We start from the raw sequence: 17219 nt of genomic DNA on the forward strand, positions 1-17219 counted from the left end.
ATCTTCGTCGGGTGATCGGATGCCTGCACCGGCCATTGCTGCTCTGTACCGCAGCGATGGCCGGTCTGGTGTTTCTACCCGATCGCGACGGTTGCCGAGGATCGGCAGCTGCTCGATGATTCCGTGCCGCTGAAGTACCGCAGCTCTCGTTGCGAATCTGCTGATTGCCGTGATCGTTTCGATACGGCCCGGCGCGAATAGGCCGACCGTCCGGGCGATTCGCGCCGGACCGGCGAGGCGGGATACCGATCACCCGCGGCCGGGATCAACGCAAGCGTTCGGCGTCCCGGGCGAGTTCCACCAGCACCGCGCTGAGACGTGCGAGTTCGTCGTTATCCGCTCCCTCGTCGATGGCCGTCGCCACATCCTCGGCGGCACAGCGCGCCGCGAACCAGCGATCCGCGAGAGCGGCAGCTTCGGCCGCACTGAGCACCACCGAATCAGCGGGGATACCAGTGCCCTTCACATTGTTGCGGTGCTCATAGGCGCGCTGACGGCAGGACTGCCGGCAATACCGGCGCCGCCGCCCCGCTTCCGTATCAACGATTTCCCGACCACACCACAGACAGGACTGCAACCGGCGCGACATGACCCGACACCCTAATAGGCGCTCGCTCAGCAGCACACACCGCACACCGCGCAGAGTTCCCAGGCCCGACGCCGTACAATTACAAGGCTCTCCCGAACTGGGAACGGAACGACCCTCGCGAACGTTGACAAGAACAGGGCGCACGGCCGTAACCGGCACGAACCGCGGTTCATATAGCGGGAACGGCCCGCAGACGTGACCCGAACGGTCGGCGGAAGGTAACGGCCGGCGATACGCGAACCCACGAAGTTCGCGACAGCACAACCACAGGGGTCAACCCACCGGTTCGCCCCGGGCGGGTTCCGGTGCACCGCAGTGGATACGCCGAGAGGTGTTTCCGATCCGGTGACCGGAACCGAACAACCGGGAACCCGCGGACCTGCGCGCGGTAACGCGCCGACAACACAGAGAGGACCTGTACAGATGGCAGATCGCGTACTCCGGGGCAGCCGGCTCGGAGCGGTGAGCTACGAAACCGACCGCGACCATGATCTGGCTCCGCGCCGGATCGCCCGGTACCGGACCGACAATGGTGAAGAATTCGATGTCCCGTTCGCCGACGACGCCGAGATCCCGCCGACCTGGCTGTGCAAGAACGGTCAGGAAGGGGTACTGCTCGAAGGCACCTCGCAGGAGGCCAAGAAGGTGAAGCCGCCGCGCACGCATTGGGACATGCTGCTGGAACGGCGCAGTAAGGAAGAGCTCGAGGAACTGCTGAAGGAGCGCCTGGAACTGCTCAAGACCCGCCGCCGGGGCTGAGTCGCAGCTCTTCGGGAGTTGTGGATCGGGGCGCGACCCGAACACCGGCTGACAAAGGCCGTACCCGCCGGATGATCCGGCGAGTACGGCCTTTGCCGTGTTTCGGTGGTGGGGCCGGGTGGCGGCTCCACCACGCTGGTTCAGCGGCTGGCCACCCGGCGGTAGCGCAGCAGTGCCAGCGGCATCGCTATGAGCAGGATCACCACCGAGCAGATCACGGCGTATTCCACACAGTGCTCGGCCGGCCAGCCGGTCGGCGCCTCGAACGTCGGCGGCGCACTGTTGTCGAACAGTTTCCGGCCGGTCGCCGCGACCGCGGTGATCGGATTCCATTCGGCGATCGTGCGCAGCGGGCCGGGCAGGGTTTCCGCGGAGATGAACGCCGAGGAGATGAACGACAGCGGGAACAACCAGATCAGCCCGGCGCTCTGCGCGACCTCCACATTCGGCGCGAGCAGGCCGGTGAGCGCGCCCACCCACGACATGGCGAAGGCGAACAACAAGATCACACCGTAGGCGAGTGCGGCATCGGCGAGACTGCCCTCGATACTCCAGCCGACGATATATCCGCAGACGGTCATCACCAGCAAGCTCAGCACACTCACCACGAGATCCGACAGGGTCCGGCCCATCAGCACCGCCAGCCGCGACATGGGCAGCGCCCGCATCCGGTCGATGATGCCCTTCTCGAGGTCGCCGGCCAGACCGACGGTGGTGAACGCGGCGCTGAACGCGACGGTCTGCGCCATGATCCCGGCGATCAGGAATTCCCGGTATTCGCCACCGCCGAGGGAGGCGCCGAAAACGTAGGCGAACAGGAAGACAAACATCAGCGGCTGCACGGTGGCGGTGACCAGCAGTGTGGGTACCCGCATGATGGTGAGCAGGTTGCGGTGCGCGACGATCGCGCTGTCGCGAACGATCCGCAGCCGGGGCTCGGCCGATTTCGGGATCCGGTGCGAGGCGGGCGCGTGTTCGGTTTCCGCGGTGTCCTCCTCGGTCCGGCCGGTGGTTTCGGTTTTCTCGACCGCCACTTCTGCGGTGCTCACGACATGATCTCCTCGGGTACATCGCTGCTGGTTTCCGGCTCGGAGTCCGGGGTCGCCGGAGAGCCGGTGAGGGACAGGAATACGTCGTCGAGACTGGGCCGATGCACGCGGGCATCGACTGCCAGTACGTCTGCGTCGTCGAGGCGGCGCAGCGCTTCGACCATGGTGCGGGACCCGTCGGCGACCACCACCGATACCTCGTCGGCACTTGCCTCGTGCGCGGGTTCGCCGAGGCCGACATCGGCGAGCACCCGCAGGGCGGGCGCCGGATCCTGGCCGGGTGCCAGGGTGACGGTGAGCCGGTCCCCGCCGATCGAGGATTTGAGTTCGTCGGCCGAACCGCGGGCGATGACGCGGCCCTTGTCGATCACCGTGATCTGATCGGCCAGCCGGTCGGCTTCCTCCAGATACTGGGTGGTCAGCAGGACGGTGGTGCCGTCGCGTACGAGATCACCGATCACCCGCCACATATCGGTGCGGGCCCGCGGGTCCAGGCCGGTGGTCGGCTCGTCGAGTACCACCACCGGCGGCCGGGCGATCAGTGCGCCGGCCAGGTCGAGCCGGCGGGTCATACCACCGGAGTAGGTTCCGGCGCGGCGGTCGGCTGCGTCCTCGAGCCCGAACTGCCCGAGCAGTTCGCGGGCCCGGTCGGCGGCGCTCTCGCGACTCATTCCATAGAGCCGGGCGACCATGCGCAGGTTCTCGTAGCCGGTGAGGTTGGCGTCCACCGCCGCGTACTGGCCGGACAATCCGATCAGGCGGCGGGCGGCGGCCGGATCGTGCAGTACATCGACCCCCGCGACCCGCACCGTTCCGGCGTTGGGCCGCAGCAGCGTGGTCACGATACGGACCGTGGTGGTTTTCCCGGCGCCGTTGGGGCCGAGCAGACCCATCACGGTGCCGGCGGGTATTTCGAGATCGACATCGTCCAAAACGCGGACCCGGCCGTAGTTCTTCACCAGGCCGGTGATCTGTACCGCGGGCTTCACTGAGCGTTCTCCTTCGTTTCGGTACCGGGCTGGTCCCCGCGCGCAATCAGGTGCGCAGGCGCGCGCGGAGGTGTTCGCGCAGTACGGGTCCGATCACCGCGAGGGATTGCGCCGTGGTCATCTCCGCGTGCGTGCATTCGATGTCATGAGCTGTCACCGCGCCGGTGACGAACTGCTGCCAGGCGCCGGGGCGGCGGTCGGCTGCGGCCCGGTTCACCGGATCGGTGGCGGCGGCGAAGAACAGCAGGTCGCCGTCGAATACGCCGGGCCGGAACCCGTTGGCCTGTACCGTGCCGTCGGCGTAGCCGGCGTAGAGCCGTTCCAAATGCTCGAGAGTGAGCGCCGCGAACGGCCCGGGCCGGGATCGCAACATTTCGGCGGCCTCGGCCAGGGTGGGTTCCGCGCCGTCGACGCCGAGGTCGCCGCCGAATTCGCCGATGATCTCGGTGATCGTCGGCATCGCGTGTTCGGCCAGATCGTCGGAGAGCCGGTAGCTGTCCAGCATGGTCAGCGAGGCGACCTCCTCACCGTCCGCCTGCAACCGGACGGCGATCTCGTGGGCGATGAGACCGCCCAGCGACCAGCCGAGCAACTGGTAGGGCCCGTGCGGCTGCACCGACCGGATATGACTCAGATAGTGCTCGGCGACCTCGGCGATCGAGCCGAATCCGGGCTTCCCCGTCGCCTGCGGCGCCTGCAGTCCGTAGACCGGCTGATCGGCGGGCAGTTCGGCGAGCAATCCGGCGTAGCACCAGGACAGCCCGATAGCGGGGTGGATACAGAACAGCGGGGCGCGGCCCGATCCGGAATCGGGTCGCAGCGGCAGCAGCGGCGCGAGGGCAAGAGCCATCGCGTCGTCCGCGGTGCCGTCGCCGAGCCGCGCGGCGAGTGCGGCCGGGGTGGATTCCCCGAACAGCAGTTGCATCGGCAGGTCCAGTCCGGCCGCACGCGCCTGGGCGACCACCTTCGTGGCGAGCAGGGAGTTACCGCCCAATTCGAAGAAACCGTCCCCCGCGCCGACGCGTTCGACTCCGAGAACGTCGGCGAAGATTTCACACAGGGTGGCTTCTACGGGGTTCGCCGGGGCCCGGTATCCCTCGCCCGCCGCGAACACGGGCTCGGGCAGTGCGGCCCGGTCGAGTTTGCCCACCGGGGTCAGCGGCAGCCGGTCGATCAGCATGATCGACTGCGGGACCATGTAGTTGGGCACGAATTCGGACAGGTGCGCGGTCAGCTCGGTCGCGGTGGTACCGGGTGCGGCCTTCACATACGACACCAGCGCGGTGGCCCCCGCCGGGGTGCGGTGCCCCGCGGTATGCGAGAACTCCACCGCTGGATGCCGGCTCAGGGCGGAGTCGATCTCGCCGAGTTCGATCCGGAAGCCGCGGATCTTCACCTGGTGGTCGGTCCGGCCGACGTATTCGATATCGCTGGGGCCACCGTCGGCACCCGTCCGGATCCGCACCAGGTCGCCGGTGCGGTACATCCGCTCGCCCGGTTTCCCGAAGGGGTTGGCGACGAACCGCTGCGCGGTGAGCCCGGGGCGATCGTGGTAGCCGCGGGCCAACGCGCCGCCCGCGAGATACAACTCACCGGTGACGCCGAGCGGGGCGGGCCGCAACCGGGAATCCAGCACCATCGCGGCCACCCCGCGGATCGGTTCCCCGATCGGGATCGGCCCGGACGGCACCAGCGGATCCGAGACCACAGTGACGATGGTGGTCTCGGTGGGCCCGTAGACATTGTGCAGGTTGCGGCCCGGCGCCCAGCGGGCCACGACTTCGGCGGGCAGCGCCTCACCACCCACCAGCACATGCTGGAAGTCGGTGATACCGGCCGGGTCCACCGTGGCGAGGGCGGCCGTGGTGATGAAGGCGTGGGTGATGCGTTCGGCGATGAGTACCCGCGCCAGTTCCGTTCCGCCGACCACCCCGGGCGGAGTCAGGACCAGGGTGGCGGCACCGCCGAGCGCGAACAGCAGATCCAGCATGGCGGCGTCGAAACTCGGCGTCGCGAAATGCAGAATGCGGCTGCCGGGCCGGACATCGAACCGCTGCGCGGTTTCCGCCGCGAAGTTCGACAGACCGCGATGGGTGACCACGACCCCCTTCGGAGTACCGGTGGATCCGGAAGTGTAGATGACATAGGCCGGGTGGTCCATCCGCAACGGCCCGGTCCGTTCCGCATCGGTGATCGGTGCGCTGGAGGCGTCCAGCACCTCCTCCCGGAAATCGGGATCGTCGAGGGCCAGCCACTGGACTGCACCCGCCAGTTGCGGCCGGTACTCGGCGAGCGTGAGCCCGAGCGCGGCACCGGAATCGGTGAGCATATGACTGATCCGGGCCGCCGGATAACCTGGGTCGACCGGAACGAACGCAGCGCCGGTCTTGGTTACCGCCAGTACCGTCGCCACCGATTCCACGGTGCGCGGAATCCCCAGCGCCACCAGGGTTTCCGGGCCGACACCGTAACCGACGAGAACCCGCGCGAGCCGGTTGCTCCACCGGTCGAGGGCATCGTAGGTGACCTCCACGCCCGCGGCGGCCAGCGCGACCGCGCGCCGGTCGACCGAGGCGGCCGCCGCGAAAACCTCCGGCAGCGTGACCGGCTGGTCCGGATCGGCCCGGCGCAGCGGGGCCAGCGCCGACCATTCCGCCGGTTCCAGCAACTCCAGCTCGCCGATGACCGCGGCCGGGTCGGCCGCGACGGCGGCGAGCAGCCGGACCAGCCGGCGGCCGAGCCGGGCGGCGGTCGATTCGTCGAACAGGTCCGCACTGTAGTTGACCGCGACGGCTATACCGTCCGGCGACCGATCCTCGCCCCGGCATTCGGTCAGCGTGAACTGGAGATCGAATTTCGCGATACCGGCGTCGATATCCATCGCCTCGATACTCAGTCCCGGCAGTTCCACTGCCCGCACCGGCTCGTCGCGCACCGACAGCATCACCTGGAACAGCGGATGGTGCGATTGCGACCGCACCGGGTTCAGTACCTCGACGAGCCGTTCGAACGGCAATTCGGCATGCGCGAAGGCGTCGAGATCGGCCTCCCGCACCGTATCGAGCAGATCGGTGAATTGCCGGCCGGAATCGACCGGTGTCCGCAACACCAGGGTGTTGACGAACATACCGATCATCCGGTCGAGTTCGGGGTGGCCACGGCCCGCGACCGGGGTGCCGACGGCGATATCGCCGGCCCCGGTCAGGCGGTGCAGCAGTACCGCCAGCGCGGCGTGCAACACCATGAACACGCTCACGTTGTGCCGGGCGGCGAGATCGCGCAGATCCCGGTGCGCGGCTGCGTCGAGCCGTTCCGTCACCGTGCCGCCGCGGTAGGACGGCACGGGCGGACGTGGCCGGTCGGCGGGTACGGCGAGGAGTTCCGGTGAGCCGTCGAGCGCGTCGCGCCAGTACCCGAGCTGTCCACTGATCACCGAGTCCGGATCGTCCTCGGCACCGAGCAGTTCACGCTGCCACAGCGTGTAGTCGATGTATTGCAGCTGTTCGGCCGCGGGTCGCGGCTCGGCGCCGAGCCGCACCGTCCGGTACGCATCCGCCACATCGGCCGCCAGCGGTTCCAGCGACCAGCCGTCCATCGCAATGTGATGTACCACCAGAACCAGGATGTGATCGTCCGGCGAGATGATGAACAACCCTGCCCGCAAGGGGATCTGCGTGGACAGGTCGAACCCCGGGGCGATGAACCGCGCAATATCGGGGCGCGGTTCGCCGGTGATCACCTGGGTCTGCAACTCGACCGCGGCGCCGGGGAGCTCGCGTACCAGCTGGGTGGGTTCCCCGTCGATCTCCGGAAACACCGTCCGCAGGGTTTCGTGCTGCTGCTGCACCGTGTGCAGGGCGGTCGCCAGCGCCGCCCGGTCGAGCGGGCCGCGCAACCGCAGCACCACCGGAATGTTGTAGGCGCCGGGGGTGGCCGCCGGATCGGAACCACCGAACCGGTTGAGGAACCACAGCCGCTGCTGGGCCGGGGACAGCGGAACCCGGGCGGGCCGTTCGCGCCGTACCAGCGCGGGGCCGCTCTCACCGGCGTTCTCACCGTCCAACCGGGCGGCCAGTTCGGCGACGGTGGGCGCGGTGAAGACCGAACGTACCGCCAGCCGCACACCCGTAGCCGCTTCCAGCCGCCCGACCAGCTGGGTCGCCAGCAGAGAGTTGCCGCCGATCTCGAAGAAATTGTCGCCGATATCGGTGACGGGTGCGTCCACCAGATCACCCATGATCTCGGCGACCAGGCATTCGGTGGCGGTCTGCGGGGCCCGCCCGGCGGCCCCGGAGGGCAGCGCATGCGGTTCGGGTAGTGCCGCGATATCCAGTTTGCCGACCGGGGTCAGCGGAATCTCGTCCAGCAGTGTGAAGGCGGTGGGCACCATATGGCGGGGCAGCCGCTGCGCGAGATATTCGCGCAGCTGCTCGGGTTCCGGCCGGCGGCCGGGATCGGACGGGTGCACATAGGCCACCAGGCGGTCCACCCCGGCTACCCGGCGTACCGCGGTGTGCGCGAAATGCACCGCCGGATGGGCGGAGAGCGCGCCGGCGATCTCGCCGAGCTCGATGCGGAACCCGCGCATCTTCACCTGGTTGTCGCTGCGGCCCAGATACCGTAGGTCACCGTCGGCGGTCCAGCGGACCACATCGCCGGTGCGGTACATCCTGGCACCGGCGGGACCGTACGGGTCGGCGACGAATCGGGCCGCGGTGAGACCGAACCGTTCGTGATAGCCCTGGGCCAGGCCGGGTCCGCCGAGATACAGCTCGCCGGGCACACCGGTGGGCACGGGACGCAGGTGTTCGTCGAGGACCACCGCCCGTACCCCGCGGATCAGCGACGCCAGACCGGCGGGCCGGTCCGGCACCACCGGGGTCACCGAGACCACGACGGTGGTTTCGGTGGGCCCGTAGCCGTTGAACATCCGCCGGCCCGGTGCCCAGCGCGCCACCAGTTCGGGGCCGACGTGTTCGCCGCCGACCATCAGGCCGCGCAACCGCGGCAGCGGCCACCGGTCCGGGTCGATGGTGGCAAGGGCGGCCGGGGTGATGAAGGTGTGTGTCACTTCGGCACGGGTCATGAGGTCGGCCAGTTCGTCGCCGCCGTACACCTCCGGCGGGACGATCACCATGGCGGCACCGGGACCGATGGCGAGCAACAGGTCCAGCACCGCGGCGTCGAAACTCGGCGACGAGAAATGCAGTGTCCGCGCCCCGGGGTGGATGGCGAGCCGATCCCGGAACTCGTCGGCGAGATCGGCCAGCGAACCGTGGGTGGCGATGACGCCCTTGGGTTTCCCCGTGGACCCGGAGGTGTAGATCAGGTACGCCGGATCGGCGACCCGGACCGGGCGGACCCGGTCGGCATCGGTGACCGGGTCCGCCGGGACACCGGTTTCGCGCCGCCCGGCGGGAGTGTCGAGCAGCAGCCAATCGATATGGTCGCCGCCCGCGGCGCGCAGCGTCTCCGCATGTCCTGCGCGGCTGATCCCGACGATGCAGCCGGAATCGGCGAGCATATGCGCAACCCGCTCGGCGGGATAGTTAGGATCCACCGGAACGAACGCAGCCCCGGATTTGGCGATGGCCAGCATGGCGGTGACCGAATCGGCGGACCGGGTGAGCCCGAGCGCGACCCGGTCTCCGGCGCCCAGACCGCGCCGGATCAACGCCCGCGCCAGCCGGTTGGCCCGCCGATCCAGTTCGGCGTAGGTGAGTACGGTGTCCTCGGCGTAGAGCGCCGGGCGGGCACCGTGCGCGAGAACGGTCGAGGCGAACAGACCGGCCAGGGTACGCGGGATTCCGGGGACCGGACCGCGGGCGGGGCTGTAGGTGGCGCGTTCGGAATCGGTGCGCGTATCGATATCGCCCACCGCGATATCGGGTCGTGCGGTGACGGCGGCCAGGACCCGCAGGAACCGCTCGGCCAGAGTGTGCACCGTAGTGGCGTCGAACAGTTCGTCGGCGTAGACGAATTCGAGTTCCCCGGTGCCGAGATCGCCGGCCCGGAGCTCGAGATCGAATTTCGCGCGGGCGATATCGAGCGGGGCCGCGTCCACTGCGAGCCCGGGCAGTTCCAGGGTCGGTACCGGGGTGTCCTGGACGGTGAGCGCAACCTGGAACAGCGGATGCCGGCCGGTGGCGCGCGGATCGTTGCCCAGTGCCGAAACCACCTGTTCGAACGGGATGTCGGCATGGGCCAGGGCGGCGAGTTCGGTATCCCGGTCTGCCCGCAGCAGATCCGTGAAGGTCCGGGCCGGGTCTACCTCGGAACGCAGCACCAGAGTGTTGACGAACATGCCGACCAGCTCGTCGAGCCGCCGATCGGTCCGCCCGGCGACCGGGGTACCGATGGCGATATCGCGGCCGCCGGTCACCGAACGCAGCAGTACGGCAAGCGCCGACCGCAACAACATGAACGGGCTCACCCCCTGGTCGCGGGCCAGTTCCGCCACCGCACGCCGCAGGGGCGCCGGGATCGGGTACCGTACGCTCCCCGCGGTCTGCTGTGGTTCGGCCGGGCGGGGCCGGTCGTAGGGCAGGGGCAGCTCATCGGGCAGCCCGGCGAGCCGGTCACGCCAGTAGCCGAGTTGCCGGGCGGCGAGGCTGTCCGGGTCGGTGGCGGCGCCGAGGTACTCCCGCTGCCACAGTCCGAAATCGGCGTACTGCACCTCGAGCGGAAGCCATTCGGGCGCGCGGCCGGCACATCGGGCCTGATAGGCCAGAGCGAGGTCGCGGGTGAGCGGTGCCAGCGACCAGCCGTCCGCGGCGATATGGTGTACCACCACGCCCAGCCGGTACCGGTCCGCGCCGATCCGCAACAGGACGGCGCGCAGCGGGGCTCCGGTGGTGAGATCGAAACCGGTGGTCGCCGCTTCGTGCAGGGCCGCGGCGGCACCGGCCGGATCGGTATCACGAACCTCCAGCGGGGGCAACGCCCAACTGCCGGGCAATATCCGCTGCTGGGCCCCGTTTCCGTCGTCGGGGTAGGCGGTGCGCAGCACCTCGTGCCGTTCGACGATATCGCCGAAGGCGGCACGCAGTGCCGCTACCTCGAGGGCACCGTCGATATCGAGCACGAAGGCGATGTTGTAGGCGCTGGATTCGGGTGCGAAGCGGTTGAGGAACCACAGCCGCTGCTGCGGCAGCGACAACGGGAGACGTTGCGGCCGTGGATCCCGGGCGGTCAGCGGCATCCGGACCGTCACCGGCGTCCGGGTGACGAGTTCGGCCAGGGCGGCAACGGTCGGGGCGTCGAAAACGGTGCGCACGGGCAGGTCCACGCCGAAACGGTCGTACAGACCGCCCACCAGCCGGGTCGCCAGCAGCGAATTACCGCCGAGGTCGAAGAATCCGTCCTCGACCCCGGTGATTTCCCGGCCCAGCACCTCGGTGAACACCTCGGCCACCCGCCGCTCGGTATCGGTGGCCGGCGGCCGGGAGGTCGCGGCGGTGACCGCGAAAACCGGTTCCGGCAGCGCCTTCCGGTCGAGCTTGCCCGAGGGGGCGGTGGGGAATTCCGGCAGCACGGTGACGGCGTCGGGCACCATATAGCCGGGCAGCCGGCCCCGGGCCGTCGCGCGCACTGCGGCCGGGTCGACGCCCGCGTCGGCGACGATATAGGCGGCGAGACGTTGCCGGCCCCGCGGGTCGGTATGCACAACGGTCAACGCGCGCCGCACCCCGGGATGGGTGCGCAGGACGTGGTCGATCTCGGACAGTTCGATCCGGAAACCGCGCAGTTTCACCTGATCGTCCGCGCGCCCCAGGAACCGCAGCCGACCGGAACGGTCGGCCACGACCAGGTCACCGGTGCGATACATCCGTTCCCCGCGGCGGCCGTAGGGATTGGCCGGGAACCGGGCAGCGGTGAGCGCATACCGCCCGTGATATCCGCGGGCCACGCCCGGCCCGGACAGATACAGCTCGCCGGGCGTCCCCGGCGGCACCGGGCGCAACCGGGAGTCGAGAACGAAAAGCCGCATACCGCGCACCGGATGGCCGAGCGGTACCGGTCGGCCCGGCCGCATGGGTCCGGACATGGTGGCGGCGACGGTGGCCTCGGACGGGCCGTACATATTGTGCATGCGGTACCGGCCGGCCCAGGTGGCCACCAGTTCGGGACCGCACGCCTCCCCGCCCACCATGACCGTCTGCAGCCGGTCCAGCCCGGCCGGGTCGACGGTGGCCAGCGCGGCGGGGGTGACGAACGCGTGGGTGACGCCTTCGACCCGCAGGAAGGTCGCGAGTTCGCTGCCGCCGTAGATCTGCGGGGGCGCGATCACGACGGTGGCGCCGCAGACGAAACCGAGCAACAGTTCCAGCACCGACGCGTCGAAGCTCGGCGAGGAGAAATGCAGTGTGCGCGCGGCCGGGGTGACCCCGAACAGGTAACACTGTTCCGCGGCGAACGAGGCCAGCCCGCCGTGCGTGACGATGACGGCCTTCGGGGTGCCGGTGGATCCGGAGGTGTAGATCAGATAGGCCGGGTGGAAGGTACGCACCGGCCGGATCCGGTCCGCGTCGGTTACCGGTGCGGGCGATACTGCCGCGCAGGCCGATTCCAGCTCCGGCGTACCGAGCACCGACCACCGCCGGACGGCTCCCGGTTGCTGCGATACCAGGTCCAGCTGTTCCGGGCCGGTGACGCCCAGCAGGGCACCGGAATCGGTGAGCATATGTGCGATCCGGTCACGCGGATAGCCCGGATCGACCGGTACATACGCCGCACCGGTTTTGGCGACCGCCCAGATCGCGGTGATCGCGGCCGGCCCACGCGGCAAGGCGATCGCGACGACGGTTTCCGGGCCGGCCCCCTGCGCGATGAGCAACCGGGCCAGCCGGTTCGCCCGCTCGTCCAGTTCCCGATAGGTGGTGTCACGGCCATCGAAGCGCACCGCGATACCGTCCGGGTCACGGACCGCGGACCGGCCGAGAAGTTCGGCCAGCGACACCGGCGGTTCCGCCGGACCACCCGCCAGCGGTACGAGATTGCCGTATTCGCGCCGGTCCAGGACATCGATATCGCCGACCGGGCGCTGCGGCGCGGCCACCGCGGCATCGAGTACGGCGACGAACCGCCGGGCGATCGACTGCACGGTACGTTCGTCGAACACATCGGTGGCATAGCCGATTTCGGCGTGCAGTTCACCACCGGAGTTGTCGTCGTGTACCTCGAGCTGGAGATCGAATTTCGCGATATCGGCGTCCAGCGCCAGGATCTCGGTCCGCACCCCGGGCAGGGTCAGGTCGAATTCACCGGCATTGTCGTAGGACAGCATCACCTGGAACAGCGGGTGGCGCGCACCGGAACGCTCCGGGTTCACCACCTCCACCAGCCGCTCGAACGGCACATCGGCGTTGGCGAAGGCATTGAGATCGGTTTCCCGCACGATATCGAGCATCCGGTCGAAATCGGCGGTGGGATCGACTTCGGTTCGCAACACCAGCGTGTTGACGAACATCCCGACCAGCTCGTCCAGCGCGGGATCGCTACGGCCCGCGATCGGGGTACCGATGACGATATCGGTACTACCGCAGATCCGGGACAGCAGAGTCGCCAGTGCGGCATGAACCACCATGAACATACTCGCACCGCGGGTGGCCGCCAGTTCCGCCGCCGCGCGGCGGGTACCGGCCGGGATGGTGAACGCGACCCGCCCGCCCTCGGTGGACCGGTGCGCGGGCCGCGGCCGGTCGAGCGGGAGATCGAGCTGGTCCGGCAGGCCGGCGAGTTCGGCACCCCAGTGGGTGATCTGGCGGCTCAGCGCACTGGCCGGGTCGGATTCCTCACCGAGCAGTTCGCGCTGCCACAGCGCGAAATCGGCGTATTGCACGGGCAGCGGAGTCCAGCCGGGCGCCCGGCCCGCGGCCCGGGCGGTGACCGCGACGGTGAGATCGCGGACCAGTGGCGCCACCGACCAGCCGTCGCCGCAAATATGGTGCAGCACCAGCACCAGCACATGACAGTCGGTGTCGACGGCGTACAGCGCGACCCGGAACGGGAACTCCGTGCGCAGGTCGAACGGCCGCGTGACGAATTCGGCGGCCAACTCCCGGACTCCGCCGGCGCCGACCTCCTCCGGCACCAGCGTCAACGGCACCTCCGCGGGCGGATGGACCGATTGCTGCGGGCCCGCCCCTTGGTCGGGGAAGGTGGTGCGCAGGCTTTCGTGCCGTTCGAGCACGTCACGCAGGCCGGCGCGCAGCGCATCGATATCGAGGTTGCCGTCGAGCTGTACGGCCAGCGGCATATTGTAGGCCGCGGCGTGTTCGGCGAACCGGTTGAGGATCCACAGTCGCTGCTGTGCCGGGGAGAGCGGAATACGTTCGGGGCGGTGCACCGGCACGAGCCGCGGCGAGGCGAGGTCCGGCTCGTGCACGGTGAACCGGTCGGTGAGCGCGGCGATACTGCCGGCCTCGAAGAGGTCGCGAATCGTCAGGGCAGTGCCCAGCGCGGTATTGATCCGCGCCACCGCCCGCGCGGCCACCAGCGAATTCCCGCCCAGTTCGAAGAAGCCGTCGTCGATACCGACCTCGGGTACGCCGAGCAGTTCGGCGAAGATCGTGGCCAGTACCTCTTCGACCTCCGTGCGCGGCGCGGTCCGCACCCGGTCGCCGGTGGGGCCGGGCGCCGGCAGTGCGGACCGATCGATCTTGCCGTTGCTGTTCAGCGGTAGTTCGGGCAGTACGGTGACCGTCGTGGGCACCATATACCCCGGTAGCGTGCGCGCCAGCCCGGCTCGCAGCTCCGTGGTGTCGAGTGCCTCGTCACCACGGACCACGACATAGGCGGCCAGCTGATCGCCCGCGGGGGTGGCGTGGGCGATACAGACCGCGCGGGCGATCCGCTCGTCGTCCAGCAGTGCCGCCTCGATCTCGCCGAGTTCGATCCGAAGCCCGCGGATCTTCACCTGGAAATCGGTGCGGCCCAGGTATTCCAGGACGCCGCGGCGCGTATCCGGCGACGCGAGCTGCCAGCGCGCCAGATCACCGGTCCGGTACATCCGCGCGCCGGGGCGGAAGGGGTCGGCGACAAATCGCTCGGCGGTCAACGGGGCCTGCCCGAGATATCCGCGGGCCAGCTGCACACCGGACAGGTACAGTTCGCCCACCGCACCGGGGGCGACCGGGCGCAATGCGTGGTCGAGCACGTAGGTCCGGGTATTCCACACCGGTGAACCGATCGGTACGGCGACCGGATCCGGCGGGCACTCCCAGTAGGTCACATCGACCGCGGCCTCGGTGGGGCCGTACAGGTTGTGCAGCTGCGGGCCGGGCAATGCGGCCTTGAAATCACGAACCGTCGCGGGCGGCAGTGCCTCACCGCTGCAGAACACGCGCCGTAGTGACACACAGTCGGCCACCTCTGTATCGGTGACGAAAACCGAGAGCATGGACGGAACGAAATGGGCCGTGGTGACCTGTTGTTCACGGACGAGCCGGGCCAGATAGCCCGGATCGCGGTGACCGTCCGGCTGCGCCACCACCAGCCGGGCTCCGGTCTGCAACGGCCAGAAGAACTCCCAGACCGAGACATCGAAGGTCGCCGGGGTCTTCTGCAGCACCGTATCGGTGTGGTCGAGCGGGTACTCGTGCTGCATCCAGCGCAACCGGTTCACGATCGCGCGGTGGGTGACGCCGACCCCCTTCGGGGCCCCGGTCGACCCGGATGTGTAGATCACGTAGGCGAGGTGATCGCCGCGCAGCGGCAGGGTCCGGTCGCTGTCGGTGACCGGCTCCGGGTCCATCCCGGACAGATCCACCGTGTCGACGGTGATCGCCGCGATGGCGCCGGGCAGTTCGAGGCCGTCGCGGGCCGCGGCCAGCAGCGCGACCGGCCGGGCCCGGTGCACGATCTGTTCCAGCCGCTGGACCGGATGTTCGGGGTCCAGCGGCAGATAGGCGGCACCGGACTTGATCACGGCGTACATCGCGACCACCAGGTCGAGGCTACGGCGCAGGCACAGTGCCACCACCTGCTCCGGGCCGGCTCCCGCCGCGATCAGCAGGCGCGCCAGCCTGTTCGCGCGGGCGTCGAGTTCCCGGTAGGTCAGCGCGGCGTCGTCGAACCGCACGGCCTCCGCATCCGGTGTGCGTGCCGCGCGATCAGCGAAAATACCTGCCAGCGTGCCCGGTTCCACGGCTGCGGTGGTGTCGTTCCAGGTGTGCAGGACTTGCCGGTGCTCGGTTTCGGTGAGCGCGGTCAGCTCCCGCACCGGAGTGTCGCGGCCGGCGGCCACGAAACGTTCCAGGAAATCCAGGTACCGCTGTCGGTGTGCCGCGACCTCGGCGTCGCTGTAGAGCTGCGGGTTGGCTTCGAAATCGAGCTGGATCCCGGCGCCGTCGCTGTTGTAGAGGTTGACCGACAGATCCTCGACCGGACCCGTCGCCAGCACGTGCACGGAGACCTCGAGATCGGCGAACCGCAGCGGCCGGGCGAACAGCATGATGTTGATCATCGGGCCGAAGAAGCCGCGGGTATCGCGGTCGTATCCGCAATCGCGGCGGATATCGTCGTGCCGGTAGCGTTGATGGCGCAGCGCCCCGGTGATCTGGCCGCCCACGGCGCGCACCACATCGTCGAGGGTGGTCGCGGGTCCGAATCGGATCCGCAGCGGCACCACATTCGAGACGACCCCGGCCGAGCGGCGCAGCGATACGGTGGTGCGCGCCGACACCGGCAGGCTCAGCACCACATCGTCCTGCCCGGTCATCGCCCGCACATAGCAGGCCATCGCTGCCGCGAAAACGACCGGATTGGAGGAATCGCGCTGTTCGGCGGCGGCCGCGACCGCGGCCTCGGTCTCCGCGCTCAGGACGCCGGTGGCCAGCCGGCGCCCCGCGATCGCCGTGGCCGGCGCATTGGTCACGGTGGAAAGGCTGACGACTTCGCCCGCTCCGTCGAGCACCTCTTTCCAGTACGCACCGTCGGCGGCGCGGCGCGATGAGTTCCGGTAGTCGATCTCGCCGGCGTACAACTCCGCCAGCGGTGCCGCCCGCGAAACCGACGGTTCGCCGCCCTCCGCGTAGGCGGTGTAGATCTCGGCGGTACGGATCAGCGCGTTCATCGCGGCATAGCCGTCGAGAAGGATGTGGTGCACCCGGGAGTACCAGATGTAATCGCGTTCCCCGGTGCGCAGAACGGCGTTGAAGACCAGCGGATCGCGGTCGATATCGATCGGCGTACGGGTATCGTCGTGCATCCAGCGCAGCGCCGCGGCGTGCGGGTCGGGCTCGTCACGCAGGTCCAGCCGGGCCCAGCCGGGGCGCGCGGTGGGATCGAGCACCTGATGCGGTACACCGTCCACCTGCACGATGCGCTGCAGGACCACCTCGGTTTCCACGCCGAAGCGTTCGATCGCGTAGAGCAGCAGGCCCGGGTCCAGGTCACCGTGGAACTCCACGTATTCGGCGATGATGAGAGGGATCTCCGGCTGAATCCGCTGGGCGTACCACATCGCGGTCTGTGCCGGTGTGAGCGGAAAAGGTTCGGCCGAAAGCTCTGCCGACGAACTGTTATCGACCCCGGTGGCCGACGATCTCATCAATCACTCCGTTCTACAGCTCGACACTCCCCGAACAGCCCACGGCCGACCGATACCGGTCGTGGGTGTGATTCACGACTGGTTATTCGGAGCATCACGTTGAATGGATTGGCAGTCGAAACCGAATGGTTACCTGGAGCCGGAACAGCGTTCGGACCACGGTGTCCGAATTCCGGCGCCGTCATACACTTCCAGGCGGAATTCCGCCTTACTTCTTACCCGGCGGCCCGGGCGTTGCCTAGATACTACGCATCGGGGGCGAGTCTGTTTACCCTCCGCGG

Annotated in this window: 5 protein-coding genes; 1 reads left to right on the plus strand and 4 read right to left on the minus strand. The window is 69.0% G+C overall.

Annotated elements, in window-relative coordinates:
* Positions 1-265 precede the first annotated feature (265 nt).
* A complete protein-coding gene (locus tag IU448_RS04935; protein WP_195054267.1) occupies positions 266-589 on the minus strand; it encodes a hypothetical protein in 324 nt (107 codons plus the stop codon).
* Positions 590-1012: 423 nt separating this feature from the next.
* Here IU448_RS04935 and IU448_RS04940 point away from each other — a divergent pair, with 423 nt between their 5' ends.
* Entirely contained in the window at positions 1013-1348 is a 336-nt protein-coding gene (locus IU448_RS04940) for an RNA polymerase-binding protein RbpA (protein ID WP_068036680.1), read from the plus strand.
* Between the two features lie 140 nt (positions 1349-1488).
* Here IU448_RS04940 and IU448_RS04945 read toward each other — a convergent pair whose 3' ends face one another.
* From IU448_RS04945 to IU448_RS04955, 3 genes are all read right to left on the minus strand, one after another.
* A complete protein-coding gene (locus IU448_RS04945) occupies positions 1489-2271 on the minus strand; it encodes an ABC transporter permease (protein ID WP_195055032.1) in 783 nt (260 codons plus the stop codon).
* A gap of 122 nt (positions 2272-2393) precedes the next feature.
* Positions 2394-3386, minus strand: coding sequence for an ATP-binding cassette domain-containing protein (locus IU448_RS04950; protein ID WP_195054268.1), 993 nt, complete (start codon positions 3384-3386; stop codon positions 2394-2396).
* Between the two features lie 46 nt (positions 3387-3432).
* Positions 3433-16938, minus strand: coding sequence for an amino acid adenylation domain-containing protein (locus IU448_RS04955; RefSeq protein ID WP_195054269.1), 13506 nt, complete (start codon positions 16936-16938; stop codon positions 3433-3435).
* Between the last annotated feature and the right edge of the window lie 281 nt (positions 16939-17219).

Source organism: Nocardia flavorosea, from assembly GCF_015477805.1.
GTDB lineage: Bacteria > Actinomycetota > Actinomycetes > Mycobacteriales > Mycobacteriaceae > Nocardia > Nocardia flavorosea_A.